We start from the raw sequence: 15,525 nt of genomic DNA, 5'->3' as shown, positions 1-15,525 counted from the left end.
TATTTGACCGAGTAGTTAAGTGTTGAGTTCATCAACTATCTACAGCGCTAAACGCAGTGAATTAGCCCACCAAAGTGGTTCACGATATTTTGACTTAGGTTTAACTTTTGGTTCACTATTTTGTTTGAGATCGTATACTTAACGGTCACTCCATTAGCTTAGTAGCAAGAAGCTCATTAGCTAGCAGCTCAACGTACGTTAGGGAACAGGGAATGTTGCGAGTTTTATCTACCTTGGGTTTATGGTTCAGTTTAATTAGCCTACCGATTGCGGCAGAACAAGTTGATTTGCGAGTACTGGCATGGCCGGGTTATGCCGACGCAGACATGGTTGCTGCCTTTGAAAAACGCCACAAAGTGAAAGTTAAGGTGAGTTACATCACCAATGATGATGAAATGTGGCTGAGAATGGGCAATAAACAAGGTGCTGATTACGACGTTTTTGCGGTAAATACCGCCGAACTACAACGTTATATTGATGCTAATTTGGCTGTGGCTATCGAGCCAAGCAGTATTGATAACGTCACCAAGCAACTCCCTCGCTTTAGTCGTTTAAGTGACATCCCCGGAGCAACACGTGGTGATAAAGTTTATGCCATTCCTTATACCTATTCTGAAATGGGCTTGATTTATAATCGAAATTACTTCGATACACCGCCAGAGTCTTGGCAGGTATTATGGGATCCGCAATATCAAGGAAAGGTGTTAGCTTATAATGGCAGCGCACATAACTATTCCTTAGCAGGTCTGGTTGCCGGTGTTAGCAACCCTTTTCAGCAAACCAATCAAGAGTTTACGTCTAGTACCGAGCGTTTATTAGCATTGCGTCGTAATGCTCTCACCTTTTATAGCTCACCAGAAGAAGCGCTCGATTACTTTAGCCAAGAATCTGTGGCACTCGTGTTTGCCAACTACGGCGCTCAACAGCTCAAAAAGCTGCAAGATTCAGGCGCAGACATTGGTTACACCATTCCCAAAGAGGGCGCTTTAGCTTGGTTAGACTGCTGGGCATTGTCGAATGGTGTACAAAACCGAGATTTAGCCCATCAGTGGATTAATTTTACCCTAGAGCCTTGGGTGAGTGAGTTGCTTACCGAGCGCCAAGGTTTAGCCAATACCATTGTGCAAGATACTCGCAGTGTGGCTGAAGATAAGATTATTTGGCTAGAGCAAGTAGAGGATAACCAGCGTAGAACTGATTATTGGGAAAATATTTTAAGTGGTAAAACCTTACAAACAATGGCGCTACCATGATCAACTCAATTTCGCTGCGTTTTGGTTTATGGTTTGCGATGTTTGGTATTTTGGCTTCGGTGGTCACCGCTACCGTTAGTTACCATGAAAGCAGAGAACTATTGGCTGAAAGCGCTGAGCGTGAACTTGCTACGACTACCCATATTCTCTCGCGTGAGTTTAATCACAGCATTAACGAGATCGCCAAAGATGTACTATTTCTGGCTTCAATTCCACAAACTGCCGGATACTTTCAATCTTCAAACAAACCGCTGCTGGCGAAGCAACTAACCGATATCTTTAAACAAAAACTCAAACTTAATAACTCCTACTTTCAACTTCGTTTTATTGGTGCTGACAATTTTGGACAAGAGCTGATTAGGGTGGATCGCTTAAGTGATGGCTTAATTGCCATTGAAACAGAACAGCTAGAAGAAAAAGCCCACTACCCTTATGTGTTTCGCACCCTTCGTTTAGGTGACGGAGACAGCTATTTGTCTGACGTTGATATTCATAACGAAAAAGGCGTTGAGCTTGGTCAGCATCAGCCAACCTTAAAAGTGGCATCGCCGGTATTTAGTGGCGGTAAAGCTCTTGGCTTAGTGGTAGTGAATGTAGGTTTAGAAAATCTCTTTAGTTTGCTGCAAGCCGATTTACCTTCTGGAGTCGAAATCTATTTAGCGAACCAGAAGGGCGATTATCTGGTTAATCCCAATCCCGACAAGCAGTTTGGTTTTCACTATGGCCATCGTTATTTGATGCAGCGTGATTTCCCTCAAATGGAAGCGTTGTTTAGTGATTTTCAGCCGCGTACTTTTGTTTTGGACCCATCTGCTGCGATTAGGTACGAGCGAGCTGTATCGTTTACTCCTTTGTTTTACGGTCCTGCTTCTAGTCAAAAATTAGCGGTTTTAGCTTTGGTAAGCCCTTTGCCTACCTTGAGCAATATTATCGATTCATTGGCCGGCTCAATGATTAAGGTGTGTTTAGCCCTAAGTTTATTGGGTTTGCTGACTTCATTACTCTTCGCCAAGGTATTGTCTCAGCCCATTCGTAATATGGTGGTGGCTGTTAAGGCATTTTCCACGGGGAATTTGCCTGCTAAAAGGTTGCTGCCTAGCCAGCGTAAAGACGAAATAGGGTTACTTGCCACAACTTTTGGGGCAATGTCGCAGCAAATTAATAAACAAATTGAAGAGCTAAAGCGCAATGAGGTGAACCTGCGGCACATGGCTAGCCACGATAGCTTAACGGGCTTGCCCAATCGTGGTTTGTTTTTGGAGCAGTTAAAAATCTCGATTAATCGCGCTCAGCGCAAACAAAGTGGCCTAGCCGTGGTGTTTATCGATTTAGACAACTTCAAACAAGTTAACGACAATCTCGGTCATGAAGCTGGCGATCATCTGCTACAAGAAGTGGCAAAGGTATTACGAGATGTGGTGCGCGCTGAAGATGCGGTCGCCCGCTTTGCCGGCGACGAGTTTATGTTAGCGTTGGAGTCTATCGACGAAGACGAAGCCTCTGAAGTGGTAGACACCGTATTACGCCGTTTAGCCCAGGAAGTGAGCTTAGGTGTACATATTCAACCGGTGTATGCCAGCGTGGGAATTAGTCTTTACCCAGCTAACGGCACCGACCCTGAAATGCTGATTCGTAATGCAGATGCGGCGATGTATAAAGCCAAATCTAGCGGTCGAAATCAATATAGTTATTTTGATTTGGATCTTATTGGTTAGTTAACCTCAGCCACTTGAGTATGCTTGAATCATTATTGCTTTGCCCTTCACTCGGCCTAGAGTTGCGTTGCTCAAGCTTGGTATTACTCACCCCAAAAGCCACATTCTCCTGCGACATTCTGATTTATGGCCGAGTTTCCCAATAGATAACAAACGCTGTTGCTGACACCCTATGAAAGGCGCTTATCGCTTGGCTTTGAGTAAAGTTGAAGGGGGAACTTAAGTTAAGTGTGTTGTTCTATTGCAGGCTAATTAATCGCTTAGCCGATACTAATGATGGAAAAGCCAGAGCGAGGCTCTGGCTTGTTATCTTATGCGCGTTTTTTACTGGCAACGTCCATCCATACAGCAAGCAGTAGAATACTGCCTTTAATAATAGACTGCCAATAGGTCGGCACGTCCATCATGCTCATGCCGTTGTCTAAGCTGGCCATAATAAATGCGCCCATTACCGCACCAAAAACAGTACCCACACCGCCCGCTAAACTGGTACCGCCAATTACACAGGCCGCGATAGCATCTAACTCTGCAACCGTACCCGCAGATGGTGAACCAGCACCTAAGCGCGAGGCCAAAATAAGCCCGGCTACACCCACTAGCAAACCGTTAATGGCAAATACGCTTAGCTTGGTGCGTTCTACATTAATGCCCGATAAACGGCTAGCTTCTAAGTTACCACCAATGGCATAAATACGGCGTCCAAAAGCGGTCTTCTTAGCCATAAATGCGGCGATAAACATCAGTACCACTAATAACAATACCGGGGTGGGTACGCCGCGATAGTCATTAAGCAATAACACTGTACCCAGGGCAAAAATAGCGATTAAGCCAAACTTAAAGATATCACCACTTACTGGTGAGTTAGTCAGTTTGTGCTCGGTGCGATTTTTACGCAGCTTACCCTGCCAGGCAAAAAATACCGCGAGTGCGCCCACCGTGGTAATCATTGAGAACATATCAGGCAAATAACTTTGGCCAATAATGCCCATGTCGGCGGTGGTTGGCGCAACGGTGCTGCCGCCGGTAATTCCAATCAGTATTCCCCTAAAGGCGAGCAAGCCTGCTAGCGTCACAATGAATGAAGGAACTTTGCGGTAGGCTACCCACCAACCATTCCAAAGGCCTAGCAAAAAGCCTGCACCTAAGGTGAGAATAATGGTTAAAGGTAGCGGTAATTCCCACCACACATCCATAATGGCTGCTGCGCCGCCCAATAATCCCATCATTGAACCCACCGACAAATCGATTTCGGCGGAGATAATGACAAACACCATGCCAATTGCCAATATGCCGGTAATGGCGGTTTGGCGTAGTAAGTTTGAAATGTTACGTGGGGTTAAATAGCTGCCCTCTGTAGCGAAGTAAAAGAACAACATGATTACCGCAATAGCGCCAAACATCACCAATACTTGTAACTTCATTTTCTTTAAGTTGCTCATCAGGCTTCCCTTAGCTTCGGTACTGGTGATGGTAGTTTCTTGACTCGACATTTGCTTACTCCTCGGCCAATGCACAGTCCATCACCATTTCTTGGCTCAGGTCTTGATTGTCTAATAGGCCTTTTAGTTTTCCTTCGTGCATCACTAATACGCGGTCACTAATGCCCAGTACTTCAGGCAATTCAGATGACACCATAATGATGCTAATCCCTTGTTTAACCAGCTGGTACATCAGCTTATAAATCTCATACTTTGCGCCTACGTCGATGCCGCGAGTGGGCTCATCGAGGATCAAAATGCGCGGCTCTAACAACAAAAACTTAGCTAAAATGGCTTTTTGTTGGTTACCGCCGCTGAGGCTTTTAATGGCTAATTCAGGTGAAGCTGTTTTTACTTTTAAGCGTTGGATTGATTGGTTTATAGAGGCATGTTCAGCCGATTCATTCACCGTTTGACCTAGGCCGCTAAACATATTCAAACCGGCTAAGGTGATATTCTGGCCAACCCCCATAATAGGGATAATACCGTGACGTTTTCGGTCTTCCGGCACCATGGCAATACCGTGGTTTAGCGCATCGCGGTTATGGCGAATTTTAATCGGTTTACCATCTAACTCTACCGGACATTTATAGATGCCTTCGTAAGAGCCAAATAAACACTGCATTAACTCGGTACGTCCAGAACCTACCAAACCAGCAACACCCAAAATTTCGCCTTTGTGTAAGCTAAAGCTGACATTATCGACTTGTTTTAAGTTGGCGCTTTTGCTGAGTTGGGCGTTTACCGGCCCCACTTTCAAAATAACCTCGCCAATGGGGTGTTCTTCACGCGGGAACAGTTGTTTAAGCTCGCGACCTACCATCATGCTAATAATGTCGTCGGTACTCATACGTTCGGCATCTTGAGTGCCAATGTGTTCGCCATCGCGAATAATACAAATCCGATCGGAAATTTCTTTCACTTCGGTGAGCTTATGGGAGATGTAAACACAGCTAACGCCCTCGCTGCGCAGCTGTTTTACAATATCTAACAGGACTCGAGTTTCGGATTCAGTTAACGGTGCGCTGGGTTCATCTAACACCAACACTTCGGCGTTTTTAGATAAGGCTTTAGCAATTTCAACCAATTGCTGCTGGCCAACACCTAACTCTCGAATCACGGTATCGGGTGACACATCTAGCTTGACTCGGTTCAACAGCTCTTCTGTTAGTTTAAACATCGCGCTGTGATCTAACACGCCATAGTGAGTGATTTCAGCACCCAGGAAAATATTCTCAAGTATCGACAGCTCTTTCACCAAGGTGAGTTCTTGGTGAATAATTGCGATGCCTTTTGCTTCGCTGTCTCTAATGCTATGCGAAACCAGTGGCTCGCCTTTGTAAATAATTTGTCCTTCGTAACTACCATGGGGGTGAACGCCAGTAAGTACCTTCATTAAGGTGGATTTACCAGAACCATTCTCGCCGCAAAGTGATACCACTTCACCGCGTTCTAAATTGAAATTAACCCCATTTAGCGCAATCACTCCGGAGAATTTTTTAACGATGTCAGACATCATCAATAAGCTACTTTGGCTCATCTTTAACTCCTAATAAAAAGGGCGGGGCGTTGGCCCCACCCTTTTTTACTGCATAGTGAATAGTGCTGCGTTTTTATTGGTAAACGTCGGCTTTAGTGTGGAAACCGTCGGCAATTACCGTTTGGTCGATGTTAGATTTATCCACTGGAATCGGTGTAAGTAAGAATGAAGGAACGTCTTTAGTGCCATTGTTTAAGCTTGAGTTAGCTTCTGGCATTTGGCCGTTACCCATTTGTACAGCAAGTTCAGCGGCGGTAGTTGCCAGTAGTTTAATTGGCTTGTAGATCGTCATGGTTTGAGTACCCGCTACTACGCGGCGGCTCGCAGCCAAATCAGCATCCTGACCCGATATATATACTTTACCTGCTAGACCTTGTGCGTCTAATGCTTGAATTGCACCGCCAGCGGTAGAGTCATTAGAGGCAACCACTACATCAATGTTGTTGTCGTTAGCGGTTAGGGCGTTTTCCATAATTTTTAGTGCGTTTTCAGCTAACCAGCCATCAACCCATTGATCGCCCACTACTTTGATGTCGCCTTTGTCGATAAGCGGCTGCAGTACGTTCATTTGACCTTGGCGGAAAAGTTTGGCGTTGTTGTCAACCGGTGAGCCGCCCATCAAGAAAAAGTTACCGTCAGCTTTATGCTTAATCAGCGCTTCGGCTTGTAGCTCACCCACTTTCTCGTTATCAAATGATAGGTAGAAGTCGATATCAGCATTGTTAATTAAACGGTCGTAGGCAAGTACTTGAATACCCTCAGATTTGGCTTCAGCAATCACGTTAGACAATACTTTGCCGTTGTAAGGAATAATCACTAGTACGTCTACACCACGAGAGATCATGTTTTCAATCTGTGAAATCTGGGCGGTTTCATTGCTATTGGAAGATTGTACAAATACTTTGGCACCGAGCGATTCGGCTTTTTCGACAAAAAAGTCTCTATCTTTTTGCCAGCGTTCAAGGCGAAGGTCATCGATGGCCATACCAATTTTAACGGTTTTGGCAAAAACGGGGGCGGAAACTGCTAATGCGACTGCGCACAATAGTGTGGTCAGTTTTTTCATGTTTTGGCTCCTTGCTATATAGCTTGTTTTATAATGTTTTAGCTAATTTTAGGTTGAAGAGGTAATCCCAATTACTCATTCCTCGACAACCAGACTAGGCGCTTAATCCTTGAGCACCAATGACGCTTTTTTGTACGGCTATAATGAATATTCACTTACTGCACCACTATGTGACATGCCTCTAGAAAACGTTTTCCTGTTTTTGTGGAATGTTAAATTTTCTTTAAAGTTGGCATCATAGTTGAGTCACACTTTTATGGCTTATTGAGTTTTTTAGCACTTTAAACAATAACACTTTCAGCGGATGTTTCTCTTTTTGTATATTTAATTTATTGAAAATAAAGATAAAAGTGTGACAAGCCTTAAACGACTCGGGTGATCTCTATTAGAGGTTTTTTTGATGAAGCTGCAAAGTTAACAGCTTGTTTACAGTTTATGCTGAAATGTTTCCAGTACTTCGATGTTGGCTGCTTGCTCGCTAAAAGCTTTTAGGGTATCCAAACCTGGTGCCTGGTCTGGGGTGTATTGTTTGGCCATGGTGTTTATCCATTGCAAACCAAATTCACTTTCGTAAGCTGAGCTTAATACACAACTTACTTGGTCTGCATGAGCTTGCTCGACCAAATTAGCGCAGACTCGCCAAGGTCCTAGTAAGCTGGGTTTTATCACCAAGCAACGTAAACCCTCAAAGTAGTGATAACGGTAACTGCTGTCTTGTAAGGTTTCGTCTAAGCCAATACTTGCGCCAGTACGTTGAGCTAGCAGCGCGCATTGTTGGCTATTCATTAAGGGTTCTTCAATATAATCAATGCGGCTTAAGTCAATGTTTTCTAGCACGTATATCGCTTGGTTCCAGATCCAGCCTCTATTGGCATCTAGGCGTAAGCGTAACTCAGGATCGTGCTCTAGCAATTGATTAATGAGTGCTACGTCTTGTTTGGGAGATTGGCGGGCCACTTTGAGTTTTGCCAGCTTAGTGTTATCCAAGGACAGTATTTGTTGGCAATGCGCAAAATCACCATTGAGCAAGGGATAACCGGAGACGATTGGCGAGCTGGGGGGAAAGCCTGCCATGGCGCAATCCATCCCAAAAGCGACACTCGGGTAGAGTTTACGCTGAGCGTGTCCTTGCAGGTAATCACGAATTTGCTGCTCGGCTTGTTCTAGTGTTTCGTCACTAAAACCAGGCAGTGGGGCTATTTCGCCGCGACCTACTCGACCATCGGTGAAGTGAAGTTCTAGGTATAAACCATGGCGATGAGTAATTTGCAGCGGACCAAATTGCAGTGGTGTATGCAACGCTTGAGTATAGCGACTAAGAGTGGCGCTTTGCCAATTACAGAGCATGCCGAGTCCTCACAAATTTTACCAAGGGTAAGCAAAAATCGTTACCCTTCAAACTTATCATTTCTCGGCTACTTTCCGCAATAACAATTGCTTTTGTTATTAAGGGTTACGTTTAAATTTACTGAATTCTGGTGGGCGTTTCTCATTAAAGGCGTTGCGGCCTTCTTGACCTTCTTCCGTCATATAAAACAGCATAGTGGCATTACCAGCCAGTTCTTGTAGCCCGGCTTGGCCATCACAGTCTGCGTTTAAGGCAGCTTTTAAGCAACGCAGCGCCATAGGACTGTTTTGTAGCATTTCTCGACACCACTGTACGGTTTCTTTTTCTAGTTCGGCGTAAGGCACAACGGTATTCACGAGGCCCATATCTAAGGCTTCTTGAGCGTCATACATACGGCATAAGAACCAAATTTCACGGGCTTTCTTTTGGCCTACAATGCGTGCCATGTAACTCGCGCCCCAACCACCATCAAACGAGCCCACTTTAGGCCCGGTTTGACCAAACTTGGCGTTGTCTGCGGCAATGGTTAAATCACAGATCATATGCAGTACATGGCCACCACCTACTGCGTAACCGGCCACCATGGCAACCACAGGTTTAGGGCAAGTACGAATTTGTCGTTGAAAGTCTAATACGTTGAGGTGATGCGTGCCTTGGTCGTCTTGATAGCCGCCGTAATCTCCGCGCACTGACTGGTCGCCTCCTGAGCAAAACGCCAATTCGCCTTCACCCGTTAAAATAATCACTCCTACTTCTGGGTCGATGCGGGCATCATTTAAGGCGTGCATCATTTCTTGTACCGTTAAAGGGCGAAAGGCATTACGCACTTGTGGGCGGTTTATGGTGATTTTGGCGATGCCGCAGGCCGATTTATGGTAACGAATATCTTCATAACCGTTGTCGGCGTCTTGCCAGCTTACTGCTGTGCTATCAATATTAGTCATTCTCTTCTCTATGGTTATTTAAGACACTGGACAGTTGCTGAAGAAACAGTGTCGGTTGTTCAAAATGGCAATTATGACCAGCCTTGTCGATGCTATGCCAACGTAGGCGAGGGTAATCTTGTTGTAACTGTCGGGCTAGCAGTTGATACTTATTGTCTAGGCTACCGCCAATAAAATCTAGCGGCATTTTTAGCTGTCCCAGTTGCTTGCTTAAGTCGGCCTGTAAACCGATGCTGCAGGCGCGTAATGCGGCGGCGATGCCTTGGCGATCTTGCTGTTGCCGTTTTCGAATCAACTGCTGGCGCTGTTCTGCAGATAGGTTGGCAAATACAGTTTGTTGGTACCAATCGCTCAGCAGTTGGTTAATGGGATCTTTTAACCAACGATCGGCCCAGCGGTTGTCGTGCACTAAACGCTGCTGTCGCGCATCATCGTCGCTTAAGCCAGTATGAGCCGATTCTATAATCAGTGTTTGCAACCCTTTTGGTTCCAATAAAGCATGGTGCAGTGCCAAGCGACCACCTAAGCTATAGCCAATTAGCTGATACTGAGAGATTTTGAGTCGTTTTAGGCAAGCACTTAACTGGTGACTAAAGTCTTTAAACGCGGCCCGCGGTTTTAAGCGCTCGCTGGCACTCATACCGTGGCCGGGGATATCAATGGTCACGCAATAATAGTGTTCACTCAGTTCAGTAATCACTTTTTGCCAATCGCTGCCACAGCCCAAAAAACCGTGCAAAAACACCAAGCAAGGATGTTGGTTTTGGCCATAAACACTAAAGTGCATCTTTACTGGCAACCTCTGCTAATAATGCCTGATAACGAGTGCTGGCGTCTCCTGGTGCAAACTTAACTTCGATTAACCTTGCCCCAGAATTACGCTGTGCCTGCTGAAAGGCGTATTCAAATTGTTGGTTATTACAGACTTCAGTGTAGGGCAAATTAAAGCTAGCGGCGGCATCGGCAAAATTAGTTTGGTGAGGCAATTGGTAAAACTCGCTAGCCAGTTGTTGATGTTTGGCTTCATCCACGCTGTCATCTAAGTTCGGCAGTAATCTGAATATCTCTCCGCCATCGTTATTAAACAGCACAATGGTTAAGTTACTTTTGCTACGACTGGCGAGTGCGAGCGAATTTAGGTCGTGTAATAGCGAGGTATCGCCAATCACCAGTGTTGTCGCTTTGCCTAGGCCTTCGGTAATTCCGGCGGTGGTGGCCACTAAACCATCAATGCCAGAGGTGCCGCGGTTAGCAAAGTAATGCTTGGCTTTACAGGGCTGCCCCAGTAATTCAAACATTCGTACTATCATGCTGTTGCCCATAAAAAGGGCCGAGTCGCTGGCTTGTAAGGCGGATATTTGCGCACAAACCGATAACTCTGAATATTGGTTTTTAACAGTATTTACATCATGTTCAATGGCTTGCTGAGCAGTGCTCCACAGCGCTAAATATTCTGAATTACACTTGTTCGCACTTGCTGGGTGAGCCGCTAACCATGCTGTAGCGGCACATTGCCAGCGCTGCTGGATGTGGTGACTTGGGTTGATACGTTGAGAGTGAGTTGCAATCACATAGTGTAAGGCTGGTGATGTCGCTAGCCACTGGTTTAAACGCTTAGATACCAGCTTATCGCCGAATTGAATAAGTACTTCGGCTTGAACCTGCAGAGCAAAATTGGGATTTGCTAATAGCAATTCTGCTTGGCTAATGACCTTTAGCGAAGTTGGGTCTGGTTTGGCGTGACTCTGCTGCCAATGGCTTTGGCTGTCTGCCACTATCGGCCAGCCAAGCTGTTGCGCCCAGGCAATGATGGCTTGGCTTTGCTCAAGGTTCTGTTGGCCAATCACCACCAGCACTTTTTGTTTGTTGGTTAGGGCGGGCCAGTCGTGAAGTTGATTCACCAAGGTTACGTTTAAGTGCTGCTGGTAAAAAGGCTGAGTGCCAGCCAACCAAGTATGCAAACCTGCTGCATGTTGGCGAAGATCTTGTTGTGCTTGTTGTGGGTAAAAAGGTTCACGATAGGGACAATTTAGATGCACTGGTCCAGCGTGTTGCTGCTGAATCGCTAATGCATGGCCTAGCTCGGTGAGCATAGCTTGAGGTAAATTGTTGAGATTTGGCTCGGCCAGTTGGCCTTGATAAACCGGATAATGAGCAAATATACCTTGTTGTTCAATGGCTTGATTTGCACCTACCGAGAGCAACTCATGTGGGCGGTCAGCACTGAGAATCAGCAAGGGGATCTCACTTTGCTTGGCTTCGATAACGGCGGGATATAAATTACCTACCGCGCTGCCCGAGGTGGTTATTACTGCCACCGTTTGTTGCGTGGCTTTTGCCAAACCGAGTGCGAAAAACCCGAGGCCGCGCTCGTCAAAATGGCAATGGCTTATTGCCTTTGGGTGATTAGCCACCGCGAGAGTTAAGGGGGTAGAACGTGAGCCCGGCGCGATGCAAAAATGGGTAATGCCGTGGCGGGTGCAATCTTCTATTAACCACTGAGCCCAAGCAATATTAATGTTCTGATTCAAGCAGAGCGTCCTCGTCGACTAGCTGCAATACCGTGGCGATTTTATGATTCAATTCTTGCCATTCCTGTTCGGCCTGAGAGCCAGCAACAATGCCCGCTCCAGCAAAAGTACTTAAATGTTGAGGGGTGACTAAAGCGCTGCGAATAGCGACAGAAAACTCGCTTTGAGCACCACTTAACCAACCTACCGCACCAGCATACCAGCCGCGAGCATATCCTTCATTTTTAAGTATATATTGTACCGCCGATGAACGAGGCAAACCGCCTACTGCTGGGGTTGGGTGCAGCGCTTGCAGTAAAGAGCGGTCATCTAGTGCTGGGCTTACTCTGGCTTGAATCCGCCTTTTTAAATGCTGAACCCTATCCAACTTTACCAGTTCTATTTGGTCTAGCGCTCGCACGTGTAAGCTCAACTCTTTAAGGCGACGGGTTAAGTCATCAACGACCAGCTGATTTTCCAATTGATTTTTAGCATCGTCCAACAGCTGTTTGCCTAATTGCGCATCTTGTTCGGGGGTTATCCCGCGAGGTGCAGTGCCTGCCAGCGCCTCACTGACCAGTTGACTGCCTTCGCGTGAATACAATCGCTCGGGGCTGCAACCCAAAAAGCTACTAATGCCATCAAATTGAAATAAGAAGCTATAGCAGTTTTGTTCTTTTTGTTGCCACTGTTGTAGCAAGGCAAAGGCGTTGAGCTCGGCGTTGAGCTGAATATTGGTTTGCCGCGACAGCACTACCTTAGCGGTATGCTGCTGGAAGTCATCACTGGTGACTTGATCGACCAAACTTTGCCATTGGGTGCGGCTGGGCTGATCTTGGCGACTTAACGCTTTTAAACTCACTTGAGGCAAAGCTTGAGTTGGTTTTAGCGCCAGAAATGCTTTTTCGATGCGTTGATATTCAAGCGCTGGCTGATGTTCAAAATTGGCATTGATAAATAAACGGGTGTATTCGCCGTCACAACGGATTTCGAAGCGCGGTAGAATAAAACGTCGATGTGGAAAGCCTGACCATTGAGCGCTTTGCCGAGCAAAGGCAATGCCACCATAAAAGCGTAATTGATTATTGCTGGGGTCGAGTTGATCGCAAACCGATTGCAGTTGCTCAAGATCTAAGATTGATTTGGCGGCGCCCACAAATGCAACTTGTTGTTTGTGTTTATTTTTCCAATAACCGCGAGTGGTGTGCTGTTGCTGATTGAGCCAAGCGAGTAAATCGAGTTTGGGCAGTTTTATGCAAACCTGCTGAAAACCCTGCTGAGGCACTTGCCTAAGCTGGTTAATCGCAATCTTAAATTGGCTAGCAGTGAGTCTCACCTTAACTATTCCTGCTCGAGAATACCGTTTCAATGTAGCTGTTTTTGTTACAACATCATAGTCAGATTTGGCTCAGCCTTGATGCTGAGCAATAATAGACGCTAAGTTCTTATATTAATGTTGAATATTACTTTGAAATCATGGCTTCATGCGGCGCGTTTACGGACCCTTCCCTTAGCAAGTGCGTCGATTATTTTAGGTTCTGCGCTGGCGTTTTCGCAGCAGCAATTTAGTGCGGCTGTACTTGGCTTGGCACTGGTCACCGCTTTGTTACTGCAAATTCTATCTAACTTGGCCAATGATTATGGCGATGCCGTAAAAGGGCTAGATGATGATTCTCGGGTGGGGCCAAAGCGAGCAATTCAAGCGGGTTTGCTCACTAAGCAGCAAATGCTACGCGCCATTGTGGTTGTGGCGTTGCTGTCGATAGGCAGTGGTTTAGCCCTGTTAGCCGTTAGTTTGGGTGCTAACTTACAAGCTTGGTTAGGCTTTATTAGCTTGGGAGGCTTAGCCATTGTGGCGGCAATGGCTTATACCATGGGGGCAAGACCCTACGGTTATCGAGGCTTTGGTGACATTAGTGTATTCCTGTTCTTTGGGTTATTAGGTGTATTGGGCTGTTATTACCTACACACTCAAACGATCAATCTTGCGGTAGTATTGGTGGCCACTGCCAACGGATTACTAGCCACGGCTGTGCTCAATATTAATAACCTACGAGATTTTAAACCAGATCAGCAAGCGGGGAAGTTAACTTTAGCAGTGCGTTTGGGGGAAACCAGAGCGCGTTACTATCATTTGCTGTTGGTATTTTCTGCCTTATTGCTGCTGGCTGTCTTTGTGGTTTGGCAGGCGCCTAGTAGTTTAGCGTGGTTATTTGCATTGCCGGGCTTAGCCTTAGTAAAGGTAGCGAACACCGTGTTTACTCATTACCAGCATCACATTCTCGATCAGCAGCTGCAGGCTACCGCTAAGCTGAGCTTTGTGGTGGCGCTATTATTTAGCATCGGTTTGCAGATCCAATTTTAAGGCTTATTACTCCAAGATACATCATATTCACACTTATTCAGCACTTGGCTTACAAAAAGCATTGAGCCTAGTCCTCTGCCTTTGCTAAGGTAGCCTTATATGTTTTGGAGGATTATTGATGCGCAAGATAGGGATCATCTTGCTGCCAACCCTAGCAATTGCAGGCCAAAGTTTGGCCGCCATGCAACCTGCTAAGTGGTATAGTGCAGACGGAGTAGGTGTTGTACCCAGCGTAGAAGTTTTGGGTTTATACGACAGCAACCTAACCAACAGTAATAAAGATCAAATATCGTCTTGGGGAACCATTGTATCTCCGGCGATTGCTGCCATTTCTGAACAAGATAAAAGTGCTTATTATGCCGCTTACCGACTGGTATGGGGTGAGTACTTTGATAGCTCAGAAGATAACTTTGTAGACCATCATTTACGGTTAAATGGTCAATGGGATTTCTCGGCGCGGCATCGTGCAGATTTACGTTACGATTTTCGTCGTAATCACGAACAACGTGGTGAGGGGATCTCTTCTGGTTTAGGCAACGCGATTGACGAACCGGTGCAATACAACTTGCATTGGTTACATGGTTTGTACGGGTATGGCGTAAAAAGTGCCACTGCTCAGTTGGAGTTTGAGGCAAATGCTCGTCGGTTAGATTATCAAAACTTTCGAGAAACCACTCAGTATCGCGACCGTAATTTGCTTGACGGTAGCGCTCGGTTCTTTTACCGAGTATCGTCGGCCACACGTTTGCTGGCAGAACTTAAAGCGGCGCAAAGCGATTACAAAACCACCGAAGCGAATACCGCTAATCGTGACTTTAACGACCTACTTGCCTACGCTGGTGGCGATTGGGCTGTAACAGGTAAAACCAAAGGTCGGGTTAAAGTAGGTTGGCAGCAACGCCAGTTTAAAGAAGGTGAACGCGAGGACTTTAGTGATTTGAGTTGGTCGATAGCGGCCGATTGGTCACCTCGTAGTTATTCAACCTTTAGTTTGGAAGGTGGGCGTCAAGCCAAAGCGCCAGAGCAAGATGGTGATGTGATCGACAATACCAATATCAATTTGGATTGGGAGCACTATTGGCAAGAACGCCTTGCTACTTACTTTACCGTGGCTTACGACAACAATGATTATGTTGGTATTACTCGCCAAGATAAAATCTACGAAGGTAGAATTGGCGTGAGTTATCAATTTCGTCGCTGGCTAGAAATTTCTCTGTGGCAGCTATGGAGAGATAAAGATTCTACGCTTGAGGCCGTTACCTATGATAAGCAAGTAACCAGTCTTAAATTGAGACTGAGCTTATAG

The 15,525-nt window shown here is 45.8% G+C and carries 12 protein-coding genes; 4 read left to right on the top strand and 8 right to left on the bottom strand.

Annotated elements, in window-relative coordinates; translation table 11 throughout:
- The first annotated feature begins 212 nt into the window (after positions 1–212).
- The gene (locus FFR00_RS14400) at positions 213–1,253 is read left to right on the top strand and encodes an extracellular solute-binding protein (RefSeq protein WP_137674114.1); all 1,041 of its coding nucleotides are present in this window, start codon (positions 213–215) and stop codon (positions 1,251–1,253) included.
- Positions 1,250–2,968, top strand: a complete 1,719-nt coding sequence (locus tag FFR00_RS14395; RefSeq protein ID WP_137674113.1) for a GGDEF domain-containing protein — start codon at positions 1,250–1,252, stop codon at positions 2,966–2,968. Before FFR00_RS14400 ends, FFR00_RS14395 begins: the two co-directional genes overlap by 4 nt.
- A 311-nt stretch (positions 2,969–3,279) precedes the next feature.
- Here FFR00_RS14395 and FFR00_RS14390 read toward each other — a convergent pair whose 3' ends face one another.
- The 8 genes from FFR00_RS14390 to FFR00_RS14355 form a co-directional block, all read right to left on the bottom strand.
- Entirely contained in the window at positions 3,280–4,458 is a 1,179-nt protein-coding gene (locus FFR00_RS14390; protein ID WP_137674112.1) for a sugar ABC transporter permease, read from the bottom strand.
- Between the two features lie 4 nt (positions 4,459–4,462).
- Positions 4,463–5,986 (bottom strand): xylose ABC transporter ATP-binding protein, encoded by a 1,524-nt coding sequence (locus FFR00_RS14385; RefSeq protein WP_137674111.1) that lies wholly within the window; start codon positions 5,984–5,986, stop codon positions 4,463–4,465.
- 73 nt (positions 5,987–6,059) lie between these two features.
- Positions 6,060–7,052 (bottom strand): D-xylose ABC transporter substrate-binding protein, encoded by a 993-nt coding sequence (gene xylF / locus FFR00_RS14380; RefSeq protein ID WP_137674110.1) that lies wholly within the window; start codon positions 7,050–7,052, stop codon positions 6,060–6,062.
- A gap of 426 nt (positions 7,053–7,478) precedes the next feature.
- Complete coding sequence (gene menC, locus FFR00_RS14375) at positions 7,479–8,399, bottom strand: o-succinylbenzoate synthase (protein WP_137674109.1); 921 nt, start codon at positions 8,397–8,399, stop codon at positions 7,479–7,481.
- Positions 8,400–8,498: 99 nt separating this feature from the next.
- Complete coding sequence (gene menB, locus FFR00_RS14370; RefSeq protein ID WP_137674108.1) at positions 8,499–9,344, bottom strand: 1,4-dihydroxy-2-naphthoyl-CoA synthase; 846 nt, start codon at positions 9,342–9,344, stop codon at positions 8,499–8,501.
- Complete coding sequence (menH, locus tag FFR00_RS14365) at positions 9,337–10,131, bottom strand: 2-succinyl-6-hydroxy-2,4-cyclohexadiene-1-carboxylate synthase (RefSeq protein WP_137674107.1); 795 nt, start codon at positions 10,129–10,131, stop codon at positions 9,337–9,339. The genes menB and menH overlap by 8 nt, the downstream gene beginning before the upstream one ends.
- The gene (gene menD / locus FFR00_RS14360; protein WP_137674106.1) at positions 10,121–11,875 is read right to left on the bottom strand and encodes a 2-succinyl-5-enolpyruvyl-6-hydroxy-3-cyclohexene-1-carboxylic-acid synthase; all 1,755 of its coding nucleotides are present in this window, start codon (positions 11,873–11,875) and stop codon (positions 10,121–10,123) included. The genes menH and menD overlap by 11 nt, the downstream gene beginning before the upstream one ends.
- Positions 11,859–13,190 carry an isochorismate synthase MenF gene (locus FFR00_RS14355; protein WP_161985176.1) on the bottom strand — a complete coding sequence of 444 codons (1,332 nt, stop codon included), beginning with the start codon at positions 13,188–13,190 and terminating at the stop codon, positions 11,859–11,861. The genes menD and FFR00_RS14355 overlap by 17 nt, the downstream gene beginning before the upstream one ends.
- Positions 13,191–13,322: 132 nt before the next feature.
- Here FFR00_RS14355 and FFR00_RS14350 point away from each other — a divergent pair, with 132 nt between their 5' ends.
- Both FFR00_RS14350 and FFR00_RS14345 read left to right on the top strand, forming a co-directional pair.
- On the top strand, positions 13,323–14,219 hold the full coding sequence (locus FFR00_RS14350; RefSeq protein WP_235836235.1) for a 1,4-dihydroxy-2-naphthoate polyprenyltransferase: 897 nt from the start codon (positions 13,323–13,325) through the stop codon (positions 14,217–14,219).
- Between the two features lie 118 nt (positions 14,220–14,337).
- On the top strand, positions 14,338–15,525 hold the full coding sequence (locus FFR00_RS14345) for an outer membrane beta-barrel protein (protein ID WP_137674103.1): 1,188 nt from the start codon (positions 14,338–14,340) through the stop codon (positions 15,523–15,525).

The sequence above is a fragment of the Agarivorans sp. Toyoura001 genome (assembly GCF_005405585.1).
GTDB lineage: Bacteria > Pseudomonadota > Gammaproteobacteria > Enterobacterales > Celerinatantimonadaceae > Agarivorans.
The sequence above is the reverse complement of the archived record's forward strand: the minus strand, read 5'-3'. Positions and strand labels throughout refer to the sequence as shown.